The sequence below is a fragment of the Erythrobacter oryzae genome (assembly GCF_030271515.1).
GTDB classification, from domain to species: Bacteria; Pseudomonadota; Alphaproteobacteria; order Sphingomonadales; family Sphingomonadaceae; genus Erythrobacter; species Erythrobacter oryzae.
In genome coordinates, this window is sequence record NZ_JASCXI010000001.1 from 735,586 (window position 1) to 762,201 (window position 26,616).

Annotated in this window: 25 protein-coding genes and 1 pseudogene; 11 read left to right on the forward strand and 15 right to left on the reverse strand. The window is 65.9% G+C overall.

The annotated features are described in order from the left end of the window. Nucleotide 1 precedes the first annotated feature (1 nt). A complete protein-coding gene (locus PFX90_RS03620) occupies nucleotides 2-964 on the reverse strand; it encodes a peptidyl-alpha-hydroxyglycine alpha-amidating lyase family protein (protein ID WP_285710693.1) in 963 nt (320 codons plus the stop codon). Continuing rightward, entirely contained in the window at nucleotides 964-2,190 is a 1,227-nt protein-coding gene (locus PFX90_RS03625) for a saccharopine dehydrogenase family protein (protein ID WP_285710695.1), read from the reverse strand. The genes PFX90_RS03620 and PFX90_RS03625 overlap by 1 nt, the downstream gene beginning before the upstream one ends. Before the next feature lie 235 nt (nucleotides 2,191-2,425). Between PFX90_RS03625 and PFX90_RS03630 the strand changes: the two genes are divergently transcribed. The 3 genes from PFX90_RS03630 to PFX90_RS03640 all read left to right on the forward strand — a co-directional run bounded on the left by PFX90_RS03630 (nucleotide 2,426) and on the right by PFX90_RS03640 (nucleotide 5,330). Beyond that, nucleotides 2,426-3,379 carry a threonine ammonia-lyase gene (locus tag PFX90_RS03630; protein ID WP_285710696.1) on the forward strand — a complete coding sequence of 318 codons (954 nt, stop codon included), beginning with the start codon at nucleotides 2,426-2,428 and terminating at the stop codon, nucleotides 3,377-3,379. Nucleotides 3,380-3,459: 80 nt separating this feature from the next. Next, nucleotides 3,460-4,674: a BtaA family protein gene (locus PFX90_RS03635; protein ID WP_285710698.1), complete on the forward strand. Its 1,215-nt coding sequence runs from the start codon at nucleotides 3,460-3,462 to the stop codon at nucleotides 4,672-4,674. Next, the gene (locus PFX90_RS03640; RefSeq protein WP_285710701.1) at nucleotides 4,674-5,330 is read left to right on the forward strand and encodes a class I SAM-dependent methyltransferase; all 657 of its coding nucleotides are present in this window, start codon (nucleotides 4,674-4,676) and stop codon (nucleotides 5,328-5,330) included. The genes PFX90_RS03635 and PFX90_RS03640 overlap by 1 nt, the downstream gene beginning before the upstream one ends. On the opposite strand, the gene PFX90_RS03645 is transcribed toward PFX90_RS03640, so the two are convergent. The 3 genes from PFX90_RS03645 to cysD are packed head-to-tail and all read right to left on the reverse strand — an operon-like array spanning nucleotide 5,327 to nucleotide 8,921. Next, nucleotides 5,327-6,076, reverse strand: coding sequence for a 3'(2'),5'-bisphosphate nucleotidase CysQ (locus tag PFX90_RS03645; RefSeq protein WP_285710703.1), 750 nt, complete (start codon nucleotides 6,074-6,076; stop codon nucleotides 5,327-5,329). The two genes, PFX90_RS03640 and PFX90_RS03645, sit on opposite strands and share 4 nt — an antisense overlap. 11 nt (nucleotides 6,077-6,087) lie before the next feature. Beyond that, complete coding sequence (cysN, locus tag PFX90_RS03650) at nucleotides 6,088-7,992, reverse strand: sulfate adenylyltransferase subunit CysN (protein WP_285710705.1); 1,905 nt, start codon at nucleotides 7,990-7,992, stop codon at nucleotides 6,088-6,090. Further along, nucleotides 7,992-8,921, reverse strand: coding sequence for a sulfate adenylyltransferase subunit CysD (gene cysD / locus PFX90_RS03655; RefSeq protein ID WP_285711237.1), 930 nt, complete (start codon nucleotides 8,919-8,921; stop codon nucleotides 7,992-7,994). The genes cysN and cysD overlap by 1 nt, the downstream gene beginning before the upstream one ends. Nucleotides 8,922-9,007: 86 nt before the next feature. On the opposite strand from cysD, the gene PFX90_RS03660 reads away from it, so the two are divergent. Further along, entirely contained in the window at nucleotides 9,008-10,123 is a 1,116-nt protein-coding gene (locus tag PFX90_RS03660) for a helix-turn-helix transcriptional regulator (protein ID WP_285710707.1), read from the forward strand. 22 nt (nucleotides 10,124-10,145) lie between these two features. Here PFX90_RS03660 and PFX90_RS03665 read toward each other — a convergent pair whose 3' ends face one another. Beyond that, a complete protein-coding gene (locus PFX90_RS03665; protein WP_285710710.1) occupies nucleotides 10,146-11,558 on the reverse strand; it encodes a helix-turn-helix domain-containing protein in 1,413 nt (470 codons plus the stop codon). A 158-nt stretch (nucleotides 11,559-11,716) separates the two neighbouring features. Here PFX90_RS03665 and PFX90_RS03670 point away from each other — a divergent pair, with 158 nt between their 5' ends. Beyond that, nucleotides 11,717-12,526, forward strand: a complete 810-nt coding sequence (locus tag PFX90_RS03670) for a helix-turn-helix transcriptional regulator (protein WP_285710713.1) — start codon at nucleotides 11,717-11,719, stop codon at nucleotides 12,524-12,526. 36 nt (nucleotides 12,527-12,562) lie between these two features. Here the strand turns inward: PFX90_RS03670 and PFX90_RS03675 are convergent, their stop codons facing one another. Together PFX90_RS03675 and PFX90_RS03680 are read right to left on the reverse strand one after the other, a co-directional pair. Next, a complete protein-coding gene (locus PFX90_RS03675) occupies nucleotides 12,563-15,007 on the reverse strand; it encodes a TonB-dependent receptor (RefSeq protein ID WP_285710715.1) in 2,445 nt (814 codons plus the stop codon). A gap of 87 nt (nucleotides 15,008-15,094) precedes the next feature. Continuing rightward, entirely contained in the window at nucleotides 15,095-15,265 is a 171-nt protein-coding gene (locus PFX90_RS03680; protein ID WP_285710717.1) for a YezD family protein, read from the reverse strand. A 903-nt stretch (nucleotides 15,266-16,168) separates the two neighbouring features. Between PFX90_RS03680 and PFX90_RS03685 the strand changes: the two genes are divergently transcribed. Further along, on the forward strand, nucleotides 16,169-16,729 hold the full coding sequence (locus tag PFX90_RS03685) for a GNAT family N-acetyltransferase (RefSeq protein WP_285710719.1): 561 nt from the start codon (nucleotides 16,169-16,171) through the stop codon (nucleotides 16,727-16,729). Nucleotides 16,730-16,795: 66 nt separating this feature from the next. Here the strand turns inward: PFX90_RS03685 and PFX90_RS03690 are convergent, their stop codons facing one another. Both PFX90_RS03690 and PFX90_RS03695 read right to left on the reverse strand, forming a co-directional pair. Further along, nucleotides 16,796-17,827 carry an alpha/beta hydrolase gene (locus PFX90_RS03690; protein ID WP_285710721.1) on the reverse strand — a complete coding sequence of 344 codons (1,032 nt, stop codon included), beginning with the start codon at nucleotides 17,825-17,827 and terminating at the stop codon, nucleotides 16,796-16,798. Then, nucleotides 17,824-18,597 (reverse strand): MerR family transcriptional regulator, encoded by a 774-nt coding sequence (locus PFX90_RS03695; protein ID WP_285710723.1) that lies wholly within the window; start codon nucleotides 18,595-18,597, stop codon nucleotides 17,824-17,826. Before PFX90_RS03695 ends, PFX90_RS03690 begins: the two co-directional genes overlap by 4 nt. A gap of 161 nt (nucleotides 18,598-18,758) precedes the next feature. On the opposite strand from PFX90_RS03695, the gene PFX90_RS03700 reads away from it, so the two are divergent. Then, entirely contained in the window at nucleotides 18,759-19,406 is a 648-nt protein-coding gene (locus PFX90_RS03700; RefSeq protein ID WP_285710726.1) for a DJ-1/PfpI family protein, read from the forward strand. Between the two features lie 7 nt (nucleotides 19,407-19,413). On the opposite strand, the gene PFX90_RS03705 is transcribed toward PFX90_RS03700, so the two are convergent. The 5 genes and pseudogenes from PFX90_RS03705 to PFX90_RS03725 form a co-directional block, all read right to left on the reverse strand. Continuing rightward, nucleotides 19,414-20,028, reverse strand: a complete 615-nt coding sequence (locus tag PFX90_RS03705; protein WP_285710728.1) for a glutathione S-transferase family protein — start codon at nucleotides 20,026-20,028, stop codon at nucleotides 19,414-19,416. Nucleotides 20,029-20,184: 156 nt separating this feature from the next. Further along, on the reverse strand, nucleotides 20,185-20,511 hold the full coding sequence (locus tag PFX90_RS03710) for a hypothetical protein (protein ID WP_285710729.1): 327 nt from the start codon (nucleotides 20,509-20,511) through the stop codon (nucleotides 20,185-20,187). Beyond that, nucleotides 20,504-20,707 (reverse strand): hypothetical protein, encoded by a 204-nt coding sequence (locus tag PFX90_RS03715; protein WP_285710732.1) that lies wholly within the window; start codon nucleotides 20,705-20,707, stop codon nucleotides 20,504-20,506. The genes PFX90_RS03710 and PFX90_RS03715 overlap by 8 nt, the downstream gene beginning before the upstream one ends. A 91-nt stretch (nucleotides 20,708-20,798) precedes the next feature. After that, nucleotides 20,799-21,407: pseudogene (locus PFX90_RS03720) on the reverse strand (outer membrane protein). A 110-nt stretch (nucleotides 21,408-21,517) separates the two neighbouring features. Beyond that, the gene (locus PFX90_RS03725) at nucleotides 21,518-22,414 is read right to left on the reverse strand and encodes a LysR family transcriptional regulator (protein ID WP_285710735.1); all 897 of its coding nucleotides are present in this window, start codon (nucleotides 22,412-22,414) and stop codon (nucleotides 21,518-21,520) included. Nucleotides 22,415-22,577: 163 nt separating this feature from the next. Between PFX90_RS03725 and PFX90_RS03730 the strand changes: the two genes are divergently transcribed. The 4 genes from PFX90_RS03730 to PFX90_RS03745 all read left to right on the forward strand — a co-directional run bounded on the left by PFX90_RS03730 (nucleotide 22,578) and on the right by PFX90_RS03745 (nucleotide 26,556). Further along, the gene (locus PFX90_RS03730) at nucleotides 22,578-23,189 is read left to right on the forward strand and encodes a glutathione S-transferase family protein (protein ID WP_285710737.1); all 612 of its coding nucleotides are present in this window, start codon (nucleotides 22,578-22,580) and stop codon (nucleotides 23,187-23,189) included. Between the two features lie 64 nt (nucleotides 23,190-23,253). Next, the gene (locus PFX90_RS03735; RefSeq protein WP_285710740.1) at nucleotides 23,254-25,311 is read left to right on the forward strand and encodes a pyridoxamine 5'-phosphate oxidase family protein; all 2,058 of its coding nucleotides are present in this window, start codon (nucleotides 23,254-23,256) and stop codon (nucleotides 25,309-25,311) included. A gap of 22 nt (nucleotides 25,312-25,333) precedes the next feature. Next, a complete protein-coding gene (locus tag PFX90_RS03740) occupies nucleotides 25,334-25,966 on the forward strand; it encodes a DJ-1/PfpI family protein (protein WP_285710744.1) in 633 nt (210 codons plus the stop codon). Further along, nucleotides 25,963-26,556, forward strand: coding sequence for a pyridoxamine 5'-phosphate oxidase family protein (locus PFX90_RS03745; protein WP_285710746.1), 594 nt, complete (start codon nucleotides 25,963-25,965; stop codon nucleotides 26,554-26,556). The genes PFX90_RS03740 and PFX90_RS03745 overlap by 4 nt, the downstream gene beginning before the upstream one ends. Nucleotides 26,557-26,616 lie beyond the last annotated feature (60 nt).

Genomic DNA, 26,616 nt, shown 5'->3' on the forward strand with positions numbered 1-26,616 from the left:
ATTACTTGTCCGAAGTGGCAGGAAGAGAAAGGCGCACGACGCGTCCGCCATTGACGTCGGTGACGTAGATATGGCCGTCCGCGCTGATCGCAAGGTCGTGGCCGAGGCTGGCGTCCTCGCCGGGGAGGCTGATGTCGTAGGAGGCCTCGACTGTCCCGTCGGCGGCATAGATGCGCAGGATCGCGCCATTGCGGTCGGCCCCGTCGCGACCCTCGACCGCGAGCAGCCGCCCCCCGCCCAGAGGTTTGATCGCGTAGGTGTGGTTGCCCGCCGGGGAGGCCCAGCTGGCGACCTCCTTGCCGTCATGCCCATAGACCGCGATCCGCGCGTGCTCGCGGTCGGCGACGTAGATGTGCCTGTCATCGACCGCGACCGCGTGGGCGACCTTGAAGTCGCCCCAGTCGCGCAGGAATTGCCCCTCGGAGGAGAACTCGGCGACCCGTGTGTTGACGTAGCCGTCTGCGATCAGCACGCGCTTGCCGAGGAAAGCGACGTCGGCGGGGCGACCGAAGTGGGAGGCGTCCTGCTTGGTCACCCCCTGCTCGCCGAGGGTAAGTTCCAGCGTGCCCTCGGGCGAGAAGCGCATCACCTGCTCGCGCGCGACGTCGGTGATCCAGACCTTGCCGTCGGGGTCGATCGAGATGCCGTGCGGCATGACGAACTGCCCTGCCCCCCACTGGGCGAGCAATTTGCCCTCGGGCGAGAACTTGAACACCGTGGGTTCGGGGATCGGATCCTCGGGGAACGGCTCGGCCCACTTGCGCCCGGCGCGGTGGAGCACCCAGACATTGCCCTCGGCGTCGACATCGACCGCGCTGACCTCGCCAAACTTCGCGCCTGCGGGGATGGTCGGCCAGCCGGCATCGACCGCAAGGCTTGGCACTTCTTCACGCGGCGGGAGAGCGGCGTCGCAGCCCGCCAAAGCCAGCGCAAAGGCCGCGAGACTCGCCCCCCATGCGCGCATCAGAAGGAAACCGGGCCGTCCAGCTCCTCGACCGTCCACGGCAGGCCGTGTTCGTTGAGCATCGCCATGAAGGGATCGGGATCGAGCTGTTCGATGTTGAACACGCCCTCACCCTGCCATTCGCCCTTCACCATCATCGCCGCGCCGATCATGGCAGGAACGCCGGTGGTGTAGCTGACCGCCTGGTTGCCGGTCTCCTCGTAAGCTGCCTCGTGCGAGCAGATGTTCTTGATGTAGAACGTCTTCTCGCCGCTGCCGTCGAGCGCTTCGCCGGTCGCGATCACGCCGATGTTGGTGTTCCCCTTGGTGGTCTCGCCCAGCGTCTCCGGCTTGGGGAGCACCGCCGCCAAGAATTGCAGCGGGATGATGTCCTTGCCTTGATACTTCACCGGCTCGATGCTCGTCATGCCGACGTTCTGGAGCACGGTGAGGTGGGTGATGTACTGATCGCCGAAGGTCATCCAGAACCGCGCGCGCTCGAGTTCGGGGACGAACTTGGCGAGGCTTTCCAGCTCCTCGTGGTACATCAGGTACATGTTCTTGGGGCCGACCGCCTCGAAATCGAAGCCGACCTTGGTGGACATGGCGGGGGTCTCGACCCACTCGCCGTTCTCCCAGTGGCGCGCGGGGGCGGTCACTTCGCGGATGTTGATTTCCGGGTTGAAGTTGGTCGCGAAATGCTGGCCGTGGTCACCGCCGTTGCAGTCCAGAATATCGAGCTGGCGGATGGTCTTCAATTTGTGCTTCTTGAGCCACATGGTGAAGACGCTGGTGACGCCTGGATCGAAGCCGCTGCCGAGCAGCGCCATCAGGCCTGCGTCCTTGTAGCGCTCCTGATAGGCCCACTGCCACTTGTATTCGAACTTCGCCTCGTCCTTGGGCTCGTAATTGGCGGTGTCGAGGTAATCGACTCCCGCTTCGAGGCAGGCGTCCATGATCGGCAGGTCCTGATAGGGGAGCGCCAGGTTGACCACGAGGCCTGCGCCGGTCTCGCGGATCAGGCGGACCATTGCGGGGACTTCCTCGGCGTCGATCTCGTAGGTGGCGATGTCGCGCCCGCAGCGCTCCTTGACGCTGGCGGCGATGGCGTCGCACTTCGATTTGGTGCGGCTGGCCAAGTGGATTTCGGGGAAGATATCGGGGTTGAACGCCATCTTGTGGACGCAGACCGAACTCACCCCACCCGCACCGATGACCAGAACGGTGCTGTTGTTTGCTGCCGACATGAGAGGAACCTTTCGTAGAGCGATGCGAATCTTGCGCGCGCCCTACCCCAACGCACTCCGCGCTACAAATGATCCGCATTTCCTACAGGCGCGTGATTTGCCATAGGAGAGGCATGACAAGTTTATGCTGCCATTTCCCGAGCCGCCAACCGCAAGAGAGAAGCCGCGCGCGGGGAGCCTTTTTCTCCTCCTGGACAGTGTCTCATGTGTCTCCAACAGACAGGTTGCCGCTGCCGTGACTGAACGCACCCCCACCCGCGAGGGCGTGATCGCGGCGGCCGAGTCGGTCGCGGCCATCCTGCCCCCTACCCCGCTCCTGCCCGTCACCATCGGCGGCGTGCAGGCATGGGTGAAGGCCGAGACGCTGCAACCGATCGGCTCGTTCAAGATCAGGGGCGCATGGTGGCGCCTCTCCAACCTCACGCCCGAGGAGCGGCGTGCGGGGGTGGTGGCGGTGTCATCGGGCAACCATGCGCAGGGCGTGGCGTGGTCGGGACGCAGGCTCGGCGTGCCGGCGACCATCGTGATGCCGCACGACGCGCCGGAGGTGAAGCTCGCCAACACCAAGGCGCTCGGCGCCGAGGTTGTGCTCTACCAGCGCCCCGGAGAGGACCGCGATGCGGTCGCCGCCAGGCTCATCCAAGAGCGCGGCGGCACGCTCGTCCATGCCTTCGGCGATCCGTGGGTGATCGAGGGCCAAGGCAGCGCCGCAATCGAGATCGCCGCGCAGCTCGGCCGCGCGCCTTCGCGCATTGTCGCCTGCTGCGGCGGCGGCGGGCTGACCGCGGGGCTGGCGCTAGGCGCGCCCGACAGCGCTGTGCATCCCGTCGAGCCGGTCGGCTGGGACATGGTGGGCCAGGCGATGGCCAAGGGCGAGCTGGTCCACGCCGCGCCGGATGCACCCAAGACGATCTGCGACGCGCTCCAGCCCAATGTCACCAAGGCCCTCAACCTCGGCCTCCTCAAGGGCCGCGCCGAGCCCGGCGTCACCGTCACCGACGACGAGGTGCGCGCCGCCCAGCGCTTCGCCTTTGCCGAGCTGCGCCTCGTGGTCGAACCCGGCGGCGCGGCAGCGCTCGCGGCGGCGCTGGCGGGCAAGGTGCCTCTCGACGCGGACACCGTCATCATGCTCACCGGCGGCAATGCCGATCCGGCCGCCTATGCCGCTACCATTGCAGGCTCGACATAGAGCTGTGGAAACCGTCACATTGACGAAACGCAGCGCGAATACGACAACAGCTTGACGTAACGGCAAGGACCCCCTCCCCCATGGCTACCCAGGCAAAGCGGATCATCGAAGAAGCGGTGATCCGCAAGGATGCAAAGGTCGGCGACAAGCTGCTCGACAAGGCGTTCGCGCTCGCCTTCAAGGGGCTGGTCTATGCCCAGATCTGGGAAGACCCGGTGGTCGACATGGAGGGTCTCGACATCCAGCCCGACAGCCGCGTGATGTGCATCGCGTCAGGATCGTGCAACGCGCTGTCCTACCTTACCGCGAACCCCGAGAGCGTCACCGCGGTCGACTTGAACCGCGCGCATGTGGCACTGGGCAAGCTCAAGATCGCGGCGATCCGCCACCTGCCGAACTACGAGCGCTTCCACCGCTTCTTCGCCCATGCCGACCACAAGGAGAACGCGGCGGTCTACAAGACCATGATCGCCCCGCATCTCGACGCGGAGAGCCGCGCCTATTGGGAAAAGCGCGACATCCGCGGGCGGCGGCGGATCAGCTACTTCACCAAGGGCATCTACCGGCAGGGATTGCTCGGCAATTTCATCGGCCTGGCGCACGTCTTTGCCAAGCTCTACAAGATCGATCTCGGCAAGCTGCTCGAAGCGCAGACGCTCGAGGAACAGCGCGCGGTGTTCGAACGCGAGCTTGCGCCGGTGTTCGAGAAGAAGTTCATCCGCTGGCTCACCGACCAGCCCGCCTCGCTGTTCGGCCTCGGCATTCCGCCCGCGCAGTTCGAGCACCTCGCGGGTGACGAGCGCATGGCCGAGGTGCTGCGCCGCCGGCTCGAGAAGCTCGCCTGCGACTTCGAGGTCAAGGACAACTACTTCGCCTGGCAGGCCTTCGGGCGCGGCTACAACCGCTCGGAGAACGCGGCGCTGCCGCCCTATCTCCAGCGCGCCAACTGGGAAGCGATGCGCGAGCGGATCCACCGGCTCGACGTCACCCGTGCCAACATGGTCGACTGGATCGGCAGCCGCGAGGAGGCGAGCATGGACCGCTTCGTGCTGCTCGACGCGCAGGACTGGATGAACAACCAGCAATTGGACGGCTTGTGGAGCCGCATCACCCGCGCCAGCCGCCCCGGCGCGCGCGTGCTGTTCCGCACCGCCGCCGAGCCGAGCCTGCTGCCGGGCCGTCTCGACGACGCGATCCTGTCGAAGTGGCGTTATCTCGACGAGCTCTCCGCCGATCTCACCCGCCGCGATCGCTCGTCGATCTATGGCGGCGTGCATGTGTATGAGCTGGCGTGATGGCGCCTGAAACCCTTGGCGCCCCCCGCCCCTCGCACGCCGCGCTGATGGACGAGGTCTATCGCGGGCAGCGCCACATCTATGATTTCACGCGCAAATACTACCTGTTCGGGCGCGACACGCTGATTGCCGGGCTCGATGCCCGCCCCGGGATGCGGGTGCTCGAGGTCGCCTGCGGGACGGGGCGCAACCTTGCCAAGGTCGCCAAGGCGTGGCCGGGGGTGCGATTGTTCGGGCTCGATATCTCCAGCGAGATGCTCAAGAGCGCGCGCGCGGCGCTGGGCGAGGATGCGCGGCTGGGCGAAGGCGATGCCTGCGCCTTCGATCCCGCCAGCCTGCTCGGCGAGCCCGCCTTCGAGCGGATCGTGCTGTCCTATTCGCTCTCGATGATCCCCGACTGGCAGGGCGCGCTGGCCCATGCGGCGGGGCAGCTGGCGCCGGGCGGATCGCTGCACGTGGTCGACTTCGGCGATCTCGGCGGGCTGCCGGGGCCGTTCCGGAAAGGCTTGCTGGCGTGGCTGGCGAAGTTCCATGTCGCCCCGCGCACCGACCTGCCCGCGGTCGCGGCCGAGGTGGCGGCGGCGCGGGGGCTGGTGCTGGAGAGTCGGCGCGGACCGCTCGGCTACTACCAGCTCCACGTGCTGCGGGCGCGCTAGCGATCGGCGGCGCTGACCTCGGCGACCTTCGCCAGCACCATGGCGGCGTGCTCCTTCCGGCAGATCAGCAGGTCGGGCATGTAGGTGTCGGCGCGGTTGTAGACCAGCGGCGAGCCGTCGATGCGCGAGACGTGGAGGCCATGCGCCAGCGCCACGGCGGCAGGCGCGCAGCTGTCCCACTCGTATTGCCCGCCGGTGTGGAGGTAGATGTCGGCCTGCCCGAGGATCACCGCCATCGCCTTGGCCCCGGCGCTGCCCATCGGCACCAGCGCGGCGCCGATCATGGCGGCAACCGCCTCAGCCTCGGGAGCAGGACGCGTGCGGCTGACGACCATCCTGAGCACCTCGGGCGCAGGCGGCACGGAGACGGGCCGGTCGGAGCGCAGCACCCTGCCCTGATCCGGCAAGGCCACCGCGCCCAGCACCGGCGCGCCGTCCAACGCCAGCGCGACATGCACCGCCCAGTCAGCCCGCGCCTCGCCATATTCGCGCGTGCCGTCGACCGGATCGACGATCCACACCCGCGAGGCATAGAGCCGATCGAGGTTGTCCTTCTCCTCCTCCGACAGCAGCGCATCCCCGGGCCGCTGGGCGCGCAGGGCGTGGCACAAGAACTGGTTCGCGGTCGCATCCCCTGCCAGCCCGAGAGCCTTGTCGGCGAAGACGCCGCTCGACCGCACGGCGATCAGCAACTGCCCCGCCACCTCGGCAAGGTGCGCGGCGAGCGCGGCGTCGGTCATGGCCATCGGGGCTTCCCTCACTTCAGCGGCATCAGCTTGCGGACGATATACTCCGCCGCCTCTTCCACGCTCATCGCGCCCGTGTCGATGCGGATTTCGGGGTTCAAGGGCTCTTCATAGGGACTGTCGATCCCGGTGAAGTTCTTGAGAGAGCCCGAACGCGCCTTCTTGTAGAGGCCCTTGACGTCGCGCGCTTCGGCAACCTCCAGCGGGGTGTCGACGAAGATCTCGATGAACTCGCCTTCGGGGAGCATCGCGCGCACCATCTCGCGCTCGGCGCGGAAGGGGCTGATGAAGGCGGTGAGCACGATCAGCCCCGCATCGGCCATCAGCTTGGCGACCTCGCCCACGCGGCGGATGTTCTCGATCCGGTCGGCCTCGGTGAAGCCCAGATCCTTGTTCAGGCCATGGCGGACATTGTCGCCATCGAGCAGGAAGGTGTGGCGGTTCATCAGCGCGAGGCGCTTTTCGACCTCGTTGGCGATGGTCGACTTGCCCGCGCCCGACAGGCCGGTGAACCACAGCACCCGCGGGGTCTGGTTCTTCATCGCGGCGTGATCCTCGCGGGTGATGTCGGTCGGCTGCCAGTGGACGTTCTGCGCACGGCGCAAGGCAAAGTGGAGCATCCCGGCGGCGACCGTCGCGTTGGTCAGTTTATCGATCAGGATGAACCCGCCGAGCGTCCGGTTGTCGGCATAGGGCTCGAACACGATCGGCTTGTCGGTGATGATCTCGGCGACGCCGATCGCGTTGAGATCGAGCGTCTTGGCCGCAATATGCTCCATCGTGTTGACGTTGACGGCATATTTGGGCTGCTGGATCGTGACCGAGACGGTCTGCGTCCCCAGCTTCAGCCAATAGGCCCGCCCGACCACCATCGGCGCGTCATTGAGCCACACCAGCGTCGTCTCGAACTGGTCGGCGGCTTCGGGGGGCTGATCGGCGGCCGCGATCACGTCCCCGCGCGAGCAATCGATCTCGTCGGCAAAGCACAACGTCACCGATTGGCCGGCGACCGCTTCATCGAGATCGCCGTCGAGCGTGACGATCCGCGTCACCGTGCTGGTCTTGCCCGAGGGCAGCACGCGGATCGCATCGCCCGGACGCACCACCCCGCTCGCGATCAGCCCGGAAAAGCCGCGGAAGTCGAGATTGGGGCGGTTGACCCACTGCACCGGCAGCCGGAACGGCTTTTCCGCATCGACCGAGGAGAGCACCTCGACGCTCTCGAGATGCTCGATCAGGCTGGGGCCGGTATACCACGGGGTGTTGGCCGACAGCGCGGTGATGTTGTCGCCCTTGAAGCCGCTGATCGGCATGGCGGTGAAGCTCTCGATCCCGATGCTGCGGGCGAAGGCGGCATAGTCGGCGACGATGTCGTCGAACACCTGCTGGCTGTAGCCGACGAGGTCCATCTTGTTCACCGCCAGCACCACGTTGCGGATGCCGATCAGGTGGCACAGGTAGGAGTGGCGCCGGGTCTGCACCAGCACGCCCTTGCGCGCATCGATCAGGATCACCGCCAGATCGGCTGTCGAGGCGCCGGTTACCATGTTGCGGGTATATTGCTCGTGCCCCGGGCAGTCGGCGACGATGAATTTGCGCTTCTCGGTGTTGAAGAAGCGGTAGGCGACGTCGATCGTGATGCCCTGCTCGCGCTCGGCGGCGAGGCCGTCGACCAGCAGCGCGAAGTCGATCTCCTGCCCTTGCGTGCCGACCTTCTTCGAGTCCGTTTCCAGCGCGGCGAGCTGATCCTCGAAGATCATCTTGCTGTCGTAGAGCAGCCGCCCGATCAGGGTCGACTTGCCATCGTCCACGCTGCCGCAGGTGATGAAGCGCAGCATCGACTTGTTCTGGTGGGTGTCGAGATAGGCGTCGATATCCTCGGCGATGAGGGCTTCGGTTTGGTAGACGCGGTCCATCAGAAGTAACCCTCCTGCTTCTTCTTCTCCATGCCGGCCCCGCCCGCATCCTTGTCGATCACGCGGCCCTGGCGCTCGCTGGTGGTGGTGAGGAGGGTCTCCTGAATCACTTCGGACAGGGTCGTCGCCGTGCTTTCGACCGCGCCGGTCAGCGGGAAGCAGCCGAGCGTGCGGAAGCGGATCGATTTTTCGGTGATTTCGGGCCGGTAGCCGAGCACCTTCTCGAGCCGCGGGATGTCATCGGCCATGAACAGCTGGCCTTCCCACTCGAAGGTCGGGCGGACGGCGGAGAAATAGAGCGGCACGATCTCGATCCGGTTCAATTGGATGTATTGCCAGATGTCGAGCTCGGTCCAGTTGCTGATCGGGAAGACGCGAATGCTCTCGCCCTTGTTCTTGCGGGCGTTGTAGAGGTTCCACAGCTCCGGGCGCTGGTTCTTGGGGTCCCAGCCGTGGCTGGCGGTGCGGAAGGAGAAGATGCGCTCCTTGGCGCGGCTCTTCTCCTCGTCGCGCCGCGCGCCGCCGAAGGCCGCATCGAAGCCGTGGTGATCGAGCGCCTGCTTCAGCCCCTCGGTCTTCCACATGTCGGTGTGGAGCGGGCCGTGATCGAAGGGGTTGATGCCCCGCTCGGCCGCTTCGGGGTTCTGCCAGACCAGCAGCTCCATCCCCGCGTCTTCGGCCGATTTTTCGCGCAGCTTGTACATCTCCTGGAACTTCCAGGTCGTGTCGACATGCAGCAGCGGGAACGGCGGGGGCGAGGGGTAAAAAGCCTTCTTGGCGAGGTGCAGCATCACCGCGCTATCCTTGCCGACCGAATACATCATCACCGGCTTTTCCGCCTGCGCGACGACCTCGCGCATGATGTGGATCGCCTCGGCCTCGAGCCGGGCGAGATGGGTGAGCGTTGCGGGGGTGGCGGGCTGCGCCATCATGTCTCTCCACGGGGCAAATTGCGGCTTTGCCAGATCGGCGCGGACGCTCTATCTCAATACTCCCAAATGGGAGCAAAGCGCGCATGGCTCTTCTACCAGCCGAACAAGCCGATCTTTTCCTGCCGCTTTTCGAAGGCATCGGAGACGCCCGGCAATGGGAGGGGTTTCTGGCTGCGCTGGTCGTGCGCACGCAGGCCCGGCGCGCGGTGATGATCGTCACCCCGGCCATGGCGGCACCGGGCGAAGCGCCCCTGATCCTCCAGCACGCCGCCGCCCGCGCAGCCCACGACCCGTCCCTCACCATCGAGGCACTGGCGGCGCTCGGCCTCCAGCAATTGGGCGCGCTGCGTGCGGGGCGGGTCTATGCGCTCGACGAGCTGCTCGATCACGACGATTCCGCCCGCCGCGAACAGCAACGCGGAAAGCTGGCGGCGCAAGGCATCGGCTTTGCGCGGGCAATGCGGGTGGCGGGCGACGGGGCGGGCGAGGCGCTGGTCCTGCTGCTGCGCGAGCGCGAGGATTTCGCCGCCAGCGCCGCCGCGCTGCTCTCGTCGGCCGCGCCCTATCTGCGCGCAGCTCTGCGCGCGGGCGCCGTGCTGGCGATGGAGCGCCACGCGCGGACCATGGCCGAAGCGGCGCTGGCCCGCCTGGGCATCGGCCAGATCGCGCTCGACGCTGCGGCCCGCGTGATCGATGCCGACCCGCTGGCCGAGCATCACGTCGAATTCGTGGCCCTGCCCGGCGCGCGGCGCCGACTGCTGCTGCCACCCGCCGCCGCCGAGCGGCTCGAGCGCGCCTGCGCCGCTTTCGCTGCGGCCGGAGACGGACCGGCGCCCGATCCGGTGCTGATCACCAGCGAAGGCCGCGCGCCCCTGCTGCTGCGTCCCGCCCCGCGCCTGCCTGCCGGGCAATTTCCGGGCAACCAGCCCGCGGCGATTGCCTCGCTGCGCCTGCCCCTGCGCGAGGACGAGCGGCTCGGAGCCATGGTGCTGCGTGAACTCTACCAGCTGTCCCCGCGCGAAGCCGCGCTGGCCCAGAAGCTCAGCCGCGGGGAGATGATTGTCGAAGCGGGCCGCGATCTGCGCCTTACCGCCGAAACCGCGCGCAACTATTCCAAGCGGATCTATGCGCGCACCGGAACGCGCGGCGCGCCCGATCTGGTGCGTATGATCCTCTCCGGCCTCGCCCCGCTGGCGTGACGCGCCCCTGCCCTGCCCGCGGTCAGCTCTTCATCTCGTAAGGGATGACCCCGCGCCGGAACAGATCGACCGCGATCTGCTGGTCGCTCGGCGGGTAGGCCCGTTGGTCGCAATCGGGCCGCGGGCAGATGCGGCACGAGACGCCGATGGGGGTCGCGGCCCTCTCGGACAACAGGTCGATCCCGTCGGCATAGACGAATTCGTCGGCGTGCTGGACCTCGCAGCCCAGCGCCACGGCAAAGCGGCGCGGGTTGCGGTCGAACCGACCCGAGGCCTTCACCAGCCCCTTGGCGATCGAGATGTAGCGCACGCCGTCAGGCGTCTCGGCCACCTGCACCTGGATGCGGTCGGGGATGGCGGCGGCCTCGTGCACCACCCACAAGGGGCAGGCGCCGCCGAAGCGTGCGAACTGGAAGCGGGTGGCGCTGTGGCGCTTGGTGATGTTGCCCGCCATGTCGACGCGGCAGAAGAAGATCGGCAGGCCCCGCTCGCCCTCGCGCTGCATGGTCGAGAGGCGGTGGCAGGTCTGCTCGAAACTGGTCTGATAGAGCAGCGCGAGCCGGTCGACATCGTGGCGATATTCGCGCGCCGCGCGGCGGAAGGCGCCATAGGGCATCAGCAGGGCCCCGGCGGCGTAGTTGGCGAGGCCGATGGTGAGCAGCTCGCGCGCTGCCGCGCTCCTGAGCGGCGCGGTGTCGGTGATCTGGGCGATTGCCGCGCTGAGCGTGGTCGCGGCGACATGGTAGGCGATCTGGAAGCGGATGCTGGGCGCGGTCTGCTCCGCGGCGACATGGAGCACGCGCGCAGAGGCATCATAGCGGCGCAGCGCCGCGCCCGGGGCAATCGCGACCGTGATCCCGTGGGCTTCGAGCAGATGCCGGCACAGCCCCTCGGTGGACACCACACCCGCGGGCCCGGCGATGTCATGCGCGAGGGCCTCGGCCGAACGGTCGATCAGATCGACATAGTTGTTCGACAGGTGGAACCAGTCGCGCACCTCTTCCCACGGCAGGCGCGCGTCCTCGTCGGCATCGAGGGTGAGCGCCTCGTCCACCATTTCGAGCCGCTGGGTGGTGCGGCGGTAGGTGTTGTGGAGCGCGATGAAGGCCTTGGCGAAGGCGGGCTGCTGTTCGGCCAGACGCGCGATCGTGCCCGGCGCGAAGGGCACCGCGACAATCGGGTCGGCGAGCGCCTCGCGCAGGGCTAGGGCGAGCTGTTCGGTATCGTCGCCGCGGAAGTCCTGCCAATCGAGCGGGAAGAGGCTCGCGACCCGCTCGATCAGCTTGGGCGTGAGCGGGCGATCGTCATGTTCGAGCTGGCTGAGATAGGACGGGCTGATGCGCAGCCGCGCGGCAAGCTCGGCCTGACGCAGCCCGTGCCGCTCGCGAAGCTGCTGGAGCTGCGCGCCGGCGAAGAGACGCTGACGGGTTCCCATTGCCGCATCCTACTTTGCAAAGTCGGAATTTGCAAATTTGCAACATTGCATTGGACTCGCCCGCACGCCTGCGCAAGGTTCCGATCCGCACAGGGGCCCATTGCCGCCCCGGTCTGCTGCCCTTCCACATGCCGCGCTCGCGCAACGGGAGATGCGAATTGGCCACCAATGTTCTCGAACTCCACCGCTTCGATCGCCCCGCCGATCTCCGCTCGCTGATCGAACAGGTCACCATCCGCGACCGCAGCGCGATCCTCCCGGCGGCGCTGAACCTTGCGCGCGAGGTGCACCGGGCGGGCCTCAGGATCATGGTCTGGGACGATCTGGCGCGGCTTGCGCCGATGGAGGATGCGGGAGGCCATGCGCTCAACACCGCCGTGTTCGGCTGGGACGATGAGGCGCTCGCCCCGTGGCAATGCCGCGAGCGGGCGCTGCACAACCCGGCTCTGCGCGCCTGCCGGATGGAGAGCGAGCCTTTCCTGATCGACGCCTCGGGGGTGCGCACCGCCTGGGCCGACGCGGGCTTCTGCCCTGTCCCGACCAGCGACTTCGCCGCACGCACCGGCCTTGGCGCAGCCATCGCCGTGCCGGTGCACCTGGCGTTCGGCCAGATCGGCGCGGCGATCCTTTCTGCCGAGGATCCCGCGACCGACATCGAGGATACCTTCGCGCATCTGCCCGAACAGCTTCCCGCCGCGATCCGGCGCTTTGTCGGCAGCTACGTCGCCGTCACCCGCGATGCACGCTATCTGCCCCAGCAAAGCCAGCTCAGCCCGCGCGAGATCGAGTGCCTGAGCTGGGTCGCGCAGGGCAAGACCGACTTCGAGATCAGCATCATCCTCGGGTGCAGCCACGCCGGGGTGCGCTATCACATCACCCGCGCCTGCGAGCGGCTGGGCGCGGTCAACCGCGCACAATCGGTGTTCCGCGCCAGCCAGCTCGGCTATATCGGCCCGGGCGCGCCGTGACCGGCCCGCCCGGCGCCGTGCCTGCTCTCCAGCAGGTCAGAACGCGACGCTGACCGTGGCGCCCCAGGTGCGCGGGTCGCCCGGAAGGCCGGCAATCAGGCCGGTGTTGCCCGGTGCGATGAACAGCTGCTCGAAGTAGTCCTCGTCGAAGGCGTTGCGCACCCAGGCGAAGATGTTGAGCCCGTCGTCGCTGCGGAAGCCGGCGCGGAAGTTCGACAGGCTGTAGCCGTCGATCCGGGTGGCCGCCGAAGGCGAGGCATTGGACGAGAAGTTCGAGCGGTAGCTGCCGTCATAGCCGAGGTAGAACTGGCCGGGCTGGCCGAACACGTTGCCCGGTGCATTGGCTTCCGCCCCGAAGGCGAACGACCACTTCGACACGCCGGCAAGGCGTTGGCCGGAGATGTCGCAGTTGGCCGGGCTGAGGCCGCCGGGGGTGCCGGGTGCCGACGGGGTCTGCCCCGCGCCCACCGTGGTGCCGCCCGACAGCTCGGGCGGGCACGGCGCATCGACGAAGCGCACATATTTGGCATCGGTGTAGGCGCCGTTGACATAGGCGGTGAAGCGCTCGCTCGGCTGGATGTTGAAATCCGCCTCGATCCCCTGCGAGCGCACCTTGTCCGCATTGGCGAGGAACCCGCGCAGCACGCCGAACTGGCCGTTGGTGACCGTCGCCTGGAAGTCGCGGATGTCGGTGCGGAAGGCGGCGAGGTTGAGCGTCGCCTTGCGGTCCCAGAAGCGCGACTTCACCCCGATCTCGAAGTGATCGACGTTCTCGGGCTTGATCGTCCCCGCCGCCGCGATCGGCACGCCATTGGCATCGGTCGGCAGCCCGTTCTGGTTGATGCCGATGGTCTTGAAGCTCTTGGCATAGGTGCCATAGGCCAGCACATCGGGCGCGAGCTCGTAGCTGAGCGTCAGATCATAGGTGAAGTTCCAGTCGGTATCGGACGGCGCGGTCTGCTGCGGCTGGAAGATCGCCAGCTGCGCACGGCTGCGGGCATCGGTCTCGGTGCCGAACAGCTCGACGCCGGTGCCGGTGAAGACCCGGCGCTGGTAGAAGCCGCTCTTCTTGTCGTAGTTGAGCCGCACGCCCGGCTGGATGGTGAAGGCATCGGTGACCTTCCAGGAGAGCTGGCCGAACACCGCTGCGCTGGTCGACTTGAGGAACTGGGTGTTGCGCGCGACCAGCCCGTTGAGGACGCTCGGATCGTTCGAGAGCGCGTTGCTCGGGTTGATCGACCATCGGCTCGCCGCCGCGCCCTGCCCTTCGAGGCCCTGCGTGTCGATCCGCTGGTCGAAGGCGAAGGCCCCGACCACGAAGTCGAACTTCGTGCCCGAATAGGCGTAGCGGAATTCCTGCGTGTACTGGTTCTGCTGCGAGGGGTTCTGCGACAGGCTGACGATCGGCAGGCCGGTGAAGTCGCGGTCATTTTCGGGCAGCCAGTCCCAGTAACGCCATGCCGTGACCGAGGTGAAGGTGCCCGGGCCCACATCCCAGTTCACCCGCAGCGCGACCCCGGCGATGACGTTGCCGGCGTTGAGCGTGGAATCGAGATCGCTCAGCCGGTCGAAGGGATTGGTGCTCGGCGGGGCATAGTTCTGCGCGGCGGCAAGCGCTGCAAACTGGCGGTTGAGCGGACGCTGCGTGGAGACGGTGCGCACGAACACCGAGCCGCAGCAATTGGCGTCCTGCTTGTTGTAATCGCCCGCCAGCGTGATCTTGAGGTCATTGCTCGGCTGCCACAGCAGCTGCGCGCGCAGGCCGAGGTTGTCGAGGCTCTGGATGTCCTGATTGGAGGTCACGTTGCGGATCGTGCCGCGCCGGTCGGTCGCCGAGGCCGCGACCCGCACTGCGATCGTGTCGCTCAAGGGGCCGGACACGGCGACGCGCGCCTGCTTGAACTCGTAATTGCCGAGGCTGACCTCGGCCGTGCCTTCGAAATCGAAGGTCGGCTGGTTGGTCTTGATGTTGATCGCGCCGGCGGTGGTGTTCTTGCCGTAGAGCGTCCCCTGCGGACCGCGCAGGACTTCGACCTGATCGAGATCGAGGAAGTCGAAGGTCGCCGAGGCGACGCGCGAGTAATAGACGTCGTCGATGTAGATCCCCACACCCTGCTCGAACCCGTCGCTGGTGAGGCCGAAGGGCACGCCGAGGCCGCGGATGTTGAGCGTGGTGTTGCGCGGGTTGGAGGAATAGAACTGCAAGGTCGGCGCGAGCTGTTGCAGGCGCCCGACGTTGAAGGCCCCGGTCTCGGCAATCTGCTGCCCGCCGAGCACGGTTACCGCCAACGGAATGTCCTGCGCGGTCTCGGAGCGGCGGCGCGCGGTAACGATGATGTCGTTGCTGCTGCCCGCCTCGGCCTCCTCGGCAGCGACTGCGGCATCGTCGGTGGCGGGATCCTGCGCAGCGGCAGGGACGGCGGTGATAGCGGCGAGGCCAGCGCCAAGCAGCAGCGCGGTGCGGATGGAAATCGGATGCATGGTGTATGTCGCCTTTGCAAGCGGGCATGCATCCGGCGGTCCGGTCTGCGGCTCCCTGTTTTTGTTGGAGGTTCGAAAAGCTGGCCCTCAGTTGGTCAGCCGTTTGCGATCGGTAACGTCGATCTGGACGACCTTGCCGTCGTGAATGACAAGATTGACGGCGCCGTACCGCAACCGGGCGAGCGCCTCCGCAACCACACCCAGCGCCGCATCGGGCACGCCGGAAGGCTGGGCAATACCATTATCGTCCGTGGTCATGAATGGGCCTTTCCTTGCGCCGGTGTGGTCCGTGGCGCAGGAATTAAACTCTATCGAATTTGTTGACAATAGGGCCGACGCGAAGAAATTGTATCGCGCGGTCAAAGGACAGGTTTCAGCGATGAACCGTCTTCCTATCGCAGGACACCGGCACGGGCTTCATCGCCGAATGGGCGCACTCACGTCCCGATCAGGCGCAGCAAGCCCGCAAACCATCCGGGCAGGGCAGCTTCGTGATAGAGCCAAACCTCGCCGGGTGCCGGGCGCACGACCATCATCCGCTCGCCGCCAGCCCCGAGAGGACACGGCAAAATGCGTCACGGCTTACAGCGCCGTGTAAACCGCTCGCGAGGCAATCCCGTAAGTGCTTGAAGGTTGGTAGCGGAGGAGGAGCATTTAGCGAAGCCATACGCAGTTGATTTAGAACAAAAACTCAGCTTGCCACCTTCATGATACCCCCATCGATACCCCCACTTTTGGGCAATGCGGCAAGGCACCAGAGGGATAAGACGAACGGCCAATCGCAGACAATCGGCCGCTCCCCTGTTCCTTACAATTCCCGCAATTGGACCGTTTTTCGAATAGCGAGCTCCACGCGGACAGATAAGAAGTGCTGTCGGACGATCATGCACTCAGCTTCGGCAGCTCCCGCCCCAGGCTCGATCGTTCGCGTCTTCAAACCTGAATCTCCGGTTTCATCCGAAGCCCTTGTTCCTCTCTCGTGATGGCACATCGGCGACGTGTCGTTACCGTTGATCAATGGGTTTAACAGGCGCCCAACACCATCTTTCTGTAGCCGCATTGCCTTTTTGAGGCCTACTGGAGTGGATGTATTCTAGAGGCGTCGATCCGTCACTGTTGCGAGCGTGGCTGGAAGCCCGTTCGGTTGCTCGCGGACTGCCGATGCCAGTACCGGACTATGGCGGCCTGCGTGTCGATACCAATGCGAATGACGAGGTTGCTCGCTGGATTTTTCCGAAGGCGATGCCGGGTTTGGCAAGGCTTGCCCAGACCATTGAAAGGCCTGGGTATCTCGTGGAGCTTTGCGGTTCGGCGGGCGAGCTTGCTGCCTTGCTGCCCGGGAAGTGGACGATCCACCCTCCCGGCTACTTCATGAAAGCCGCGAGGGAACATGCGGTTGCGAGAATGACGGCTGGCTATACCATCACCGTCAAGCGCTCAGGCGCAGTGACGCGTGCACAGATATTCTGCGACACCGGCGCACTCGCTGCGGAAGGCTACGCGGCCGAAACGGCTGATGTCTTCATATTCGACCGTATCGTCACGCAACCCGCACACCGTCGGAAAGGTCTCGCTCGGGCTTTGCTGTCAGAGCTTCATGCATATCGGCAGGACGATCGCAAAACGCAGGTGCTCGTCGCAACCGAGGCTGGCCGTGCCTTGTACGCCGCCTTGGGCTGGCAGACGATTTCACCCTATTCCACAGCGTCGCGACAACCTTGATTTGTGTATCGCAATGATCGCTACCAAGCACGGACTGCACGCGATCGCCCCCCGAAGATCGATCGGTCATTGACCCGTCGGCATGATGTCCTGCTCCAGATGGCTGGCCCAATCGGCGATGGCGTCGGCGACAGCGGGATCGCTCGGCGTCTCCAGACCCATGGATTGCATGGGCAGAAGGCCCGGAGGAGCGACCTTGTAGAAGTGGGTCAGGCCCGGGAAAGTGACAAGCTGGGTCGGGAGTTGTCGCCTGCCCGCCAGCAGCATTCCGGCGTGTGCTGCCGGAACGGAGTCGTCCCTCTCGCCCTGAAGGATGAGGACGGAGGTCCTGACCTGAGCCAGCGCGGCGACCGGATCGACCCGGTCGACACTGCGCAGATAGGCAAGACCGGCTTCGGGCATGGACGCAAGCATGGCCGTTTGCGGGTTGGACTTTGCCTCGTCCGGCAGAGCCTCGCCTGCCCGGACGGCCGCAATCGTGCGATCGAACACAGTCATGTCTGGCGAGACCCCCGGCGGGGACATGGCCGCGACCTGCGCGCGAATGATCGAGAGAAGCGGCAGCGCCGGGCCGGACAGGCTGACCACACCATCGATCGACTTGCCATCAGGGCCTGCCGCAAGCAGCGAGGCAACCACCGCACCCTCGCTATGCCCGGCCACGATGACAGGGCGCGAAGGCGCATTGCGCCTCAGCAGATCCAGCCCTGCCTGTGCCACTTCGACCCTTGCAAGAAAGTCGATGTGCCGCTGCGCCGCATCGGCATCGACCGTGCGCGAGCCAATGCCCGGCCCGATCTTGGCCATGCGCAGGACGACAAAGCCACGCTCGCCGAGTTGCTGCGCAAGGTCCGCATAGGCGTGAGGCCGCAGGTTCATCGACGGATAGTTGCCGTCGACATCGCTATAGAGCGATCCGGGCAAGAGAAGGACCGCGCCGCGGGCAGCGCGTTGCGGAAAGGTGAGACGGCAGGCGATCTCGACACCCGACACGGTGACGGCCGCATCACGCTCGCCGGGAACTGCGGCTGTCAGACGGGTCGCGGTCATGCAAGTGGCTCCGATGATGATATGAGAAAGGACGGTGCGCCGGTTCATTCAGGGCTCCTTCGCAGAACCGTGTCAGCGTAAACCGCCATGGCGCGTTCCATGAAGGCGGCCATGCGGGGATGCAGCGCATCATACATCGACCGGAAATCCGTATGCGTCGCATACATCCGGCCGAGTGCGGCATAGGCTGCGGCGTCGGGCTGCCATGAACGGCAAACCCAGTCATGATGGCGGCCGATCAGAGCTTGCACCGCATTGGAGGACGGCGTGGCTCCCGCCTCGATCAGGGTAATCAGATCGGCGTGGATCGCGTCGATTTCCGCCTTGAATTCGAGCAGTCGTGCCGGCGGAAGGGCCTGCAGATTCGCCTTCGAGGCGCGTATCATCGTATCACCGGCATCGCCGAAACGGGCCACAATTTCCGCTTCCCACTGGGTCTGCTTCCGGGCGGTCACACCGTGGAACAGGCAATGATCTTCCACTGCCCTGCCCTCATCGAGCGACGCCAGCGTCCGGTCGATCGTCTGCGCCAGATCGCGACGCTGGATGATCTCTTCCTCGATCCGGCGACGCAAATCGAGCAGGGCCGCGCGCGTATCAAAGCCGGGATCATCCAGGATACGGGCGATCTCAGAGAGCGGCAGACCCAGTTCGCGGTAGAACAGGATGTGCTGAAGGCGCAGCATTTCGGCCTGGCCGTAATAGCGGTAACCGTTCTCGCCGACTTCGGGCGTGAGCAGTCCGATATGATGGTAATGGTGCAAGGCGCGTACGCTGACGCCTGACGCTCTCGCGACCTGTTTGACTGTCCGCATCATCGCGCTCCGAATCGCCTGATCATGCCTATGCGGGATGACGTGGCGTGAGGGTCAAGGCGCCCGGAAGAGCACAGGTGCCGCACCGGAAAAGCCATGACCAATGGGCTCGGGCTGGTATAGCATGGCCCCCGGCAGCAGGCTTCTGGCGGGGATCGCGAGCCATGGCCCAATCCACGGGGGTGCTGGTGCAGAAACGCATATTGATTCTGTTGTCCAATGGCTTCGAGACAATGGAGGCAGCCTGCTTCACCGAGGTGTTCGGCTGGGCCTCGATCTATGGCGGGATCCGCTTCGACCAGCTCTCGGTCGGATTGCGCAATCCGATCACGACCACCTTCGGGTTCGACGTCATTCCGGAGGCGCTGCTGGGCGACGTGGACCTTGATGATTTCGATGCCCTGGTCATTCCGGGCGGGTTCGGGGATGCCGGGTTTTACGAGGAAGCGCTGTCCGAACCCTTCCTCGACGTCATCCGAAGCTTTGACCGGCGGCAGGCACCGATCGCCGCAGTGTGCGTCAGCGCCCTTTCGCTCGCCGCGGCAGGTGTGCTCACCGGCAAGCGGGCAACGGTCTATCACCAGATCGGCGGCGCCCGGAAGGCCGAGCTGGAAAGCTACGGGGCCGTCTTCGTGGACGCGCCGCTGGTCATCGACGGGCACGTGATGACATCGACCGGACCGGGTACGGGGATCGAACTGGCCCTCAAGCTGCTGGAAGTGCTGACCTCGCCCGGATTTGCGCAGGAGCTGCGCGAACGGATGCGCGTTCCGACCCCTGACGCTGCGTGGTTTCAGGCCGCTCAGGTCTGAGTGTCGGTCAGCCCAGCCTCGCTAGGGCCCACCCGGTCGCATCGCGCTTCTCGATATTCTGGACCCACGCTTCGAGGATCGGGAAATCCTTGAGATCGAAGCCGGCATAGCCCGCGCTGCGGATCCACGAGAAATGCGCGATGTCCGCGATCGAATAGGTCTCGCCATTGAGCCATTCCGTTTCGCTCAATCGCGCTTCGACAAGCGCGAGATAGCGGCCAGCCTCCCCTTCAAAGCGCCCGAGGGTGTAGGGATCAGGAGACTTCATCGCGCGGAAATGGGCGGCGTTGCCCATCATCGGCCCAAGGCCTGCCACTTGCAGGAACAGCCAGCTCAGGGTCTGGCCACGCGCAGCGGCGGTCGCGCCCGCGAGGCCTCCGAAGGTATCGGCAAGATAGAGCAGGATTGCGCCGGATTCGAAGATGGTGACAGGCGCCCGTCCGGTATCATGGTGTCGAATGGCCGGAATCTTGCCGTTGGGGTTGATCGAGAGGAACTCCGCCGAACGGAAATCGGGCGAGCCCATCGGCATCATTCGCAGGGTATACGGGATTGCGAGCTCCTCCAGCGCAATCGGGATCTTGATGCCGTTGGGGGTTTTGGCGGTGAAGAGTTCGATCATCGGATTTATCCTGGCTGGGGCGGCGTCAGAGAATTCGCAGAAGGACTTCGGGGGCGACGTCGCTCTCGCCCGAGCCTTGAAAAAGCGCGCCGAGGGGATCCTCGCCGCGGCTGGCTGATGGTGCGCGCCAGCCGAAGATGCCGGCAAGAAGCCTGCTCATCGCCGTTTCGAGGCGAGGATCCGCTTCGCCTTTCTCGCAATGACCGAAAGCTCCCGGGCGGTAACTCCGATCCGGGACGCCCGGGATCGCGCCTGCTCGATCCGCTCGGCCTCACCCGTCTTCAGCGCGCAGGCATAGGCGACGATGGCGGCTGTCCTTGCTTCGAAGCTGCGACCAACCAGGGCAGCGTCGATTTCTGCTCCGGTCATGCCGGACTGCCGGGCTTCGCGTTCGAGCCGGCCCATTGTCCTGTCGCAGCCGCAGTCGCCAAGCAGCGCAAGCTTGAGTTGCGCCGCGACACGGGCCTGGAGCGCCTCAGGCATGATAGCCGGTCCGCTTGCGCACGAGGTTGGCACGACCGAAAGCCGCCTTCGCCGTCGCGAGCGCCACGACTGCGCCGAGGTTCAGCAACGCGGCCGTGAGCGACCCGCCGGCAAATGCGGCAAGGACAGTCGCTTGCCAGCGAAAGAAGCGCTCCGATTGCGGAAGCTGGCGCAGGGCAAGGGTAATCTGGGACATGGGCGTTCCCCGACCCTGTCCGCTGCGGCTCGCTACAAAAGGCGCGGCCGCGGCGGACAGGGGTGTTGAGCGGGAGAGTCTTCGGCGAGCGTCAGAAACTGTAGCTCACACCGACCAGCGTCTGGTGGCGGTCATACTGTCCACCATTGCTGCCGAGATCGCTGTAGCGGTATTCGGCACGGGCAGAGATGCGGTCGGAGATCGCATATTCGAGACCGCCGCCGAGCTGCTAGCCGCCGAGATTGTCCGAGGTGACGACCGGAGCGCCGGTGGCAGGAGCGAAGGTGGTACGCACGTGGCTGTTGGCATAGCCGCCGCGGACATAGACCAGCGCCTTGTCGGTCACGAGATACCCGGCCCGAGCGGACAGATCGAAGCTGTAGCGCGGGTCGATGGTCAGCGGCCGTCCACCCGAAGTCGCGCGGGCTGTATCATCCACGGCCGCGGTGAACCCGGCTTCGGCGCCGATCACGATCCTGTCGGTGGCCTTGAGATTGTAGCCGGCATAGCCGCCGAGCACGAGCGCGTCGCGCGACGCCTCGCCGGTGATCGGGCGCGCTTCGATGCGGTCGGCGATCTCGCTGCGCTCCCAGCCGGCGGTCACGCCGACGTAAGGGCCGTCAAAGGTGTCGGCATGGGCGGGAGCAGCGAGGGCGCCAAGAGCGGCAAGCGCGGCGATCGAGATGAGAGGGGACTTCATGCTTGTTCTCCAGTTGGATCCCGGTGTCGGGGTGAGCTGGAGATAGGCCCGTCATTCCGCGGCGATAATTGGGCAAAGATGGAAGATATTGTTCCTTGAATCGGAACAAATCAGTTGATCGACCGGTTGGCGCGCAGCCGGTCGACTGCCAGATCGACAAAGGCGCGGACCTTCGCCGAGGCCCTGCGACCCTCGGGGTGGACGACGTGGACCGGCAGAGGTTCGTCCTCGAACTCGGACAGGACAGTCTGCAGGTCGCCATCGATCAGCGCCTGACCGATCTGGTAGGACAGCGGCCGCGCCAGACCCCAGCCGAGCATGGCCGACTTGAGCACCGCCCCATAGGTGTTGAACGAAAGCCGCGGCGCAATCCGCACCACCGGCTTTTGCGGGCCGCCGAAACGCCAGTCGAGCGAGGCCCATGATGTGGTACTGACAATGATGTTGTGCCTGGTCAGCTCGGACGGGTGCAGCGGCACGCCATGCTTTTCGAAATAGGCCGGCGCGCCGCACACCACCCGCCGCACCGCGCCGACGCGGATCGCGCTGAAGCTCGAATCCGCCAGTTCACCGATACGGATGCCGACATCGATCCCTTCGTCCACCATGTTGGTGATCCGGTCGACGAACAGTGCGCGCACATTCACGTCCGGGTTCTGGTCGAGATATTCGGTGAGGATCGGCGCAATGTAATCCTGCCCGAACAGCGCTGACGCCGTCACGGTGAGCACCCCCGTGGGCTTGGCATAGGAGCCGCCCGCCGCCGCCTCGGCCTCGGCGACATCGGCGAGGATGCGGCGGCAGTCGTCGAAATAGCGCGTGCCGGCTTCGGTCAGCTTGACTGTCCGGGTGGTGCGGGTGAACAGCCGCGCGCCGATCTGGTCTTCGAGCGAGGCGACCGCCCGGGTGACCGCCGGCGGGCTCATGTTCAACTGCCGCGCCGCTTCGGCAAAGCCGCTGGTTTCGGCCACCTTCACAAATACCTGCATCGCATGAAACCGCGACATAATTACCCCCTGCGTGGCGAAATCACGCCAGCCCTAGGCGATAACTGCGCTGAGCGGAATAGTGACTTGCGTCCTTCGAAGCTTCTGATCGGGCCCCGCCGGGCGCATCTCATGGCTCGCCGGATGGCCCGCCTGCCATCCGCTTTTGCCGAAGGAAGCCATCATGAAGCTCTATTTCCACCCCATTTCCGGCCATGCCCACCGTGCCCGCCTGTTCCTCTCGCTGATCGGCGCCGACGTCGAAATCGTCGAGGTCGATCTCGCCAAGGGCGAGCACAAATCGCCCGAATACCTCGCCAAGAACCGCTTCGGCCAGGTGCCGCTGCTGGAAGACGACGGCGCCTTCATCGCCGATTCCAACGCCATCATGGTCTATGCCGCCAAGAAGTTCAGCCGCACCGACTGGCTGCCCGAAGACGCGGCAGGCGCCGCCAAGGTGCAGCGCTGGCTTTCGGTCGCTGCCGGCCAGATCGCCTTCGGGCCCGGTGCCGCACGCCTCGTCACCATCTTTAAGGCGGGCTTCAACCCCGATGAAGTGATCGCCCGTGCCCACGCGGTGCTGGCGCTGATCGAAGCCGAACTCGCAGACCACGAGTGGATCGCTGCCGACCGCCCGACCATCGCCGACCTCGCGCTCTACAGCTACATCGCGCGCGCGCCGGAGGGCAATGTTGACCTCGCCGCCTACGCCAACGTCAAGAGCTGGCTCGCCCGGATCGAGGGCCTCCCCGGGTTCGTCGAATTCGGCAAGACCCCGGTCGGCCTCGCCGCCTGATCCATCCGCTACCGGGGCTGCCCGAGGGCGGCCCCGCAGCACCGCATTTCGGGGGAGATCAACCATGACCCAACCGCCGTCGCCGTTCCATGATGGTGAAGTCGCCTTGCAGAAAGCGGTCGGTGTGGCCGAGCGTATGGAGGCCTTCGGTCGCCGGGTAATCCGCGACCACATGCCGGACCAGCACCGCGACTTCTATCGTCAGCTCCCCTTCATCGTGCTCGGCGCGGTCGATGGGGAGGGTGATGCATGGATCACACTGCTGAGCGGCAGGCCCGGCTTCATGGCCAGCCCCGATCCGAAGCGCCTCGCCTTTGCCGCTTACCCCGACCCGCAAGACCCGGCCACGGCGTCACTGGACGATGGTGCAGCGGTCGGCCTGCTCGGGATCGAGCTCCACACGCGGCGGCGCAACCGGATGAACGGCACGCTGCGCGCACTGACCGCGGAAGGTTTCGAAGTCGCGGTCGAACACGCTTTCGGCAATTGCCCGCAATATATCCAGCTGCGCGATTTCGCCTTCGTGCGCGAGCCCGGAGACTTTGCCGAGGTGCCCGCTGCGCAGACGCTCGGCATGGACAGCCCGCGGGTGCGGGCGATGATCGCCGAGGCCGATACATTCTTCGTCTCGTCCTATGTCGATGACGCGAATGGCCGTCATGTCGATGCCTCGCACCGCGGCGGCAAATCCGGGTTTGTGCGGATCAACCAGGATGGCTCGCTGACCATTCCCGACTTTGCCGGAAACCTCCATTTCAACACCCTCGGCAATATCCTGCTGAACCCCAGAGCGGGCCTCGTCTTCCCCGACTTTGTCACCGGCGACATGCTGCACCTGACCGGCGATGCCGAGGTGGTGCTCGATTCCGACGAGATCGCCGCGTTTCAGGGTGCCGAGCGGTTATGGGTGTTTCGCCCGCGCAAGGTCGTGCTGCGCCCTGCTGCCCTGCCGCTGCGCTTTTCCATGCGCGCCGAGGGGTGGTCGCCCAACAGCCTGATGACCGGCGACTGGGAGCAGGCCGCCGACCGGATCGCAGCCGAAAAGTCCCGCAACACCTGGCGCCCGTTCCGGATCGCCCGGATCGTTGATGAAAGCAGCGTCATCCGCTCGTTTCATCTCGAGCCTGCCGACGGCAAGGGCATCGTTGTGCACGAAGCAGGCCAGCATCTGCCGATCCGGGTGCGCCCCGATCCCGCCGGCGAGCCGGTGCTGCGCACCTACACGCTCTCGACCGCGCCGTCAGACGGGTTCTATCGGATCAGCGTGAAGCGGCAGGGGCTGGTGTCGAACCATCTGCAAAACGATCTCAAGACAGGCGACGTGATCGAGGCGCGCGCGCCTGCGGGCGGGTTCACCATCGATCCGCTGGAAGCGCGGCCGGCCGTGCTGCTCGCCGCCGGGGTCGGAATCACGCCGATGCTGGCGATGCTGCGCAGCATTGTCTTCGAGGGACTGCGCAAGCGCCGGGTGCGGCCAACCTATATGTTCATCGCCGCGCGGACGCTGGCCGAACGGGCTTTCGATGCAGAGATTGCCGAATTGATGGCACAGGCTGGCGGCGCGCTGCGGGTCGTCCGCCTGCTCGAGATCACGCAAGACGCCGTGCCCGGCACCGACTTCGATGCCGAGGGCCGGATCAGCACCGAACTGTTCCGCCAGACCCTGCCCTTCGATGCCTACGACTTCTACATGTGCGGGCCGCCACCCTTCATGCAGGGGCTTTATGACCAGCTGAGTGACATCGGGGTTCCCGACGCGCGGATCCATGCCGAAGCCTTCGGCCCCGCCTCGCTCAAGCGGCGCGAGCCATCCAGCGCGGAGATTTTGCCACCTGCGGCGGGCAAGCCGGTGCCGGTGGCCTTCGCCAAATCCGGCAAGGAGGCGCGCTGGGATCCGTCCGCGGGCAGCCTGCTCGATCTCGCTGAAGCACGCGGCCTGACCCCGGAATACAGCTGCCGCGGTGGGTCGTGCGGCACCTGCGCGGTCAAGGTTCTGGCCGGCAAGGTCACCTACGAAGCCCGCCCCTCCGCCAAGGTAGGCGCCGACGAGGCGCTGATCTGCTGCGCCGTGCCTGCCGACCCATCCGAAGGCGGCGGCGACCGTCTGATACTCGACGTCTAACTCCCGCAAGGAACAAGAACTCATGGCGAAAAAAGTGCTCCTCCTGCTTGCCAATGGCTTTGAACCGCTCGAAGCGGCAGGCTTCACCGATGTGCTGGGTTGGGCGAATATCGACGGCGACGAGCCGATCGAGCTGGTCTCGGCAGGTTTGCGCCCGCGTCTGCGCGCCACTTTCGGCTTTTCGGTGATGCCGGACGCGCTGGTCAGCGATCTCGATCTCGACAGCTTCGATGCGCTGGCCGTGCCGGGCGGTTTCGCCAAAGCCGGCTTCTATCAGGATGCCCTGTCGGAAGAGTTCCTCGCGGTCATCCGCCACTTTGAATCACGCGGAAAGATCGTCGCGTCGGTCTGCGTGGCGTCGCTCGCCCTCGGTGCAGCGGGGATCCTGCACGGGCGGCGGGCGACCACCTATCATCAGGTAGGAGGCAAGCGGAAAGCCCAGCTAGAAGGTTACGGCGCGCAGTTTGTCGACGAAGCGATCGTCATCGACGGGCCGCTCATGACCTCGACCGGCCCGGGCACTGCCATCGAAGTGGCCTTTGCCTTGCTGCGCGACTTGACCTCGAAAACGGTCGCCGACCGGATCCGTGCGCTGATGCGCGTGCCGCGTCCCGATGCAACATGGCAGATCACGCCGCAGGTCCCGACAGCATGACGCGCCGGCCCGTCGATGTTGCCTTCACGCCCTCAGTCAGAGCGGCGCAGGCGCGCAAGGGATCCGCCGCGATCTACGAAGGGATGGAGATGGGCCGGTCACTGGAGGATCTGGCGCCCTTCATTGCCGGCGTCCGCAGCTTCTATCTCGCCACCGCGAGCGCCGAAGGCCAGCCCTACATCCAGCACCGCGGCGGCCCGCCGGGGTTCCTGCAGATCACCGGCGACCACACCCTCGCCTTTGCCGATTTCAAGGGAAACCGCCAGTTCATCACCACCGGCAACCTTGCCGAGAACCCGCGCGCCTGCATCTTCCTGATGGATTACGCGCGGCGCCAGCGGATCAAGATCTGGGGCACTGCGCGGGTGATCGAGGGCGACGCGGCACTCGAACAGCGCCTGATGCCCGACGGCTACCGCGCTCGGCCCGAGCAGGTGATCGAATTCGAGGTCGAGGCATGGGATTCCAATTGCCCGCAGCACATTCCGCAGATGTTCCACGCCGACGACGTCCGCGGGGCGCTCGCGGAGCGCGACGAGAAGATAGCAGTGCTCGAAGCCGAGCTCGCAGCGTTTCGCGCAGCGCAATGATCCCTTTCGCCCTTCCGTGGTTCTGCAACCGACCCGTCGGGCCTAGCTTGCAAGCGTTAT

Bases quoted from the DNA above. Each gene is read 5' to 3' on its own strand.
- PFX90_RS03710 (WP_285710729.1), bottom strand. From the start codon at position 20,511: ATGCCTGAGGCGCTCCAGGCCCGTGTCGCGGCGCAACTCAAGCTTGCG.
- PFX90_RS03735 (WP_285710740.1), top strand. From the start codon at position 23,254: ATGACCCAACCGCCGTCGCCGTTCCATGATGGTGAAGTCGCCTTGCAG.
- cysN (WP_285710705.1), bottom strand. From the start codon at position 7,992: ATGGACCGCGTCTACCAAACCGAAGCCCTCATCGCCGAGGATATCGAC.
- PFX90_RS03730 (WP_285710737.1), top strand. From the start codon at position 22,578: ATGAAGCTCTATTTCCACCCCATTTCCGGCCATGCCCACCGTGCCCGC.
- PFX90_RS03665 (WP_285710710.1), bottom strand. From the start codon at position 11,558: ATGGGAACCCGTCAGCGTCTCTTCGCCGGCGCGCAGCTCCAGCAGCTT.
- PFX90_RS03640 (WP_285710701.1), top strand. From the start codon at position 4,674: ATGGCGCCTGAAACCCTTGGCGCCCCCCGCCCCTCGCACGCCGCGCTG.
- PFX90_RS03715 (WP_285710732.1), bottom strand. From the start codon at position 20,707: ATGTCCCAGATTACCCTTGCCCTGCGCCAGCTTCCGCAATCGGAGCGC.
- PFX90_RS03675 (WP_285710715.1), bottom strand. From the start codon at position 15,007: ATGCATCCGATTTCCATCCGCACCGCGCTGCTGCTTGGCGCTGGCCTC.
- PFX90_RS03660 (WP_285710707.1), top strand. From the start codon at position 9,008: ATGGCTCTTCTACCAGCCGAACAAGCCGATCTTTTCCTGCCGCTTTTC.
- PFX90_RS03690 (WP_285710721.1), bottom strand. From the start codon at position 17,827: ATGAACCGGCGCACCGTCCTTTCTCATATCATCATCGGAGCCACTTGC.
- PFX90_RS03685 (WP_285710719.1), top strand. From the start codon at position 16,169: ATGCCAGTACCGGACTATGGCGGCCTGCGTGTCGATACCAATGCGAAT.
- PFX90_RS03620 (WP_285710693.1), bottom strand. From the start codon at position 964: ATGCGCGCATGGGGGGCGAGTCTCGCGGCCTTTGCGCTGGCTTTGGCG.
- PFX90_RS03725 (WP_285710735.1), bottom strand. From the start codon at position 22,414: ATGTCGCGGTTTCATGCGATGCAGGTATTTGTGAAGGTGGCCGAAACC.
- PFX90_RS03705 (WP_285710728.1), bottom strand. From the start codon at position 20,028: ATGATCGAACTCTTCACCGCCAAAACCCCCAACGGCATCAAGATCCCG.
- cysD (WP_285711237.1), bottom strand. From the start codon at position 8,921: ATGGCGCAGCCCGCCACCCCCGCAACGCTCACCCATCTCGCCCGGCTC.
- PFX90_RS03745 (WP_285710746.1), top strand. From the start codon at position 25,963: ATGACGCGCCGGCCCGTCGATGTTGCCTTCACGCCCTCAGTCAGAGCG.
- PFX90_RS03700 (WP_285710726.1), top strand. From the start codon at position 18,759: ATGGCCCAATCCACGGGGGTGCTGGTGCAGAAACGCATATTGATTCTG.
- PFX90_RS03635 (WP_285710698.1), top strand. From the start codon at position 3,460: ATGGCTACCCAGGCAAAGCGGATCATCGAAGAAGCGGTGATCCGCAAG.
- PFX90_RS03680 (WP_285710717.1), bottom strand. From the start codon at position 15,265: ATGACCACGGACGATAATGGTATTGCCCAGCCTTCCGGCGTGCCCGAT.
- PFX90_RS03695 (WP_285710723.1), bottom strand. From the start codon at position 18,597: ATGATGCGGACAGTCAAACAGGTCGCGAGAGCGTCAGGCGTCAGCGTA.
- PFX90_RS03625 (WP_285710695.1), bottom strand. From the start codon at position 2,190: ATGTCGGCAGCAAACAACAGCACCGTTCTGGTCATCGGTGCGGGTGGG.
- PFX90_RS03645 (WP_285710703.1), bottom strand. From the start codon at position 6,076: ATGGCCATGACCGACGCCGCGCTCGCCGCGCACCTTGCCGAGGTGGCG.
- PFX90_RS03740 (WP_285710744.1), top strand. From the start codon at position 25,334: ATGGCGAAAAAAGTGCTCCTCCTGCTTGCCAATGGCTTTGAACCGCTC.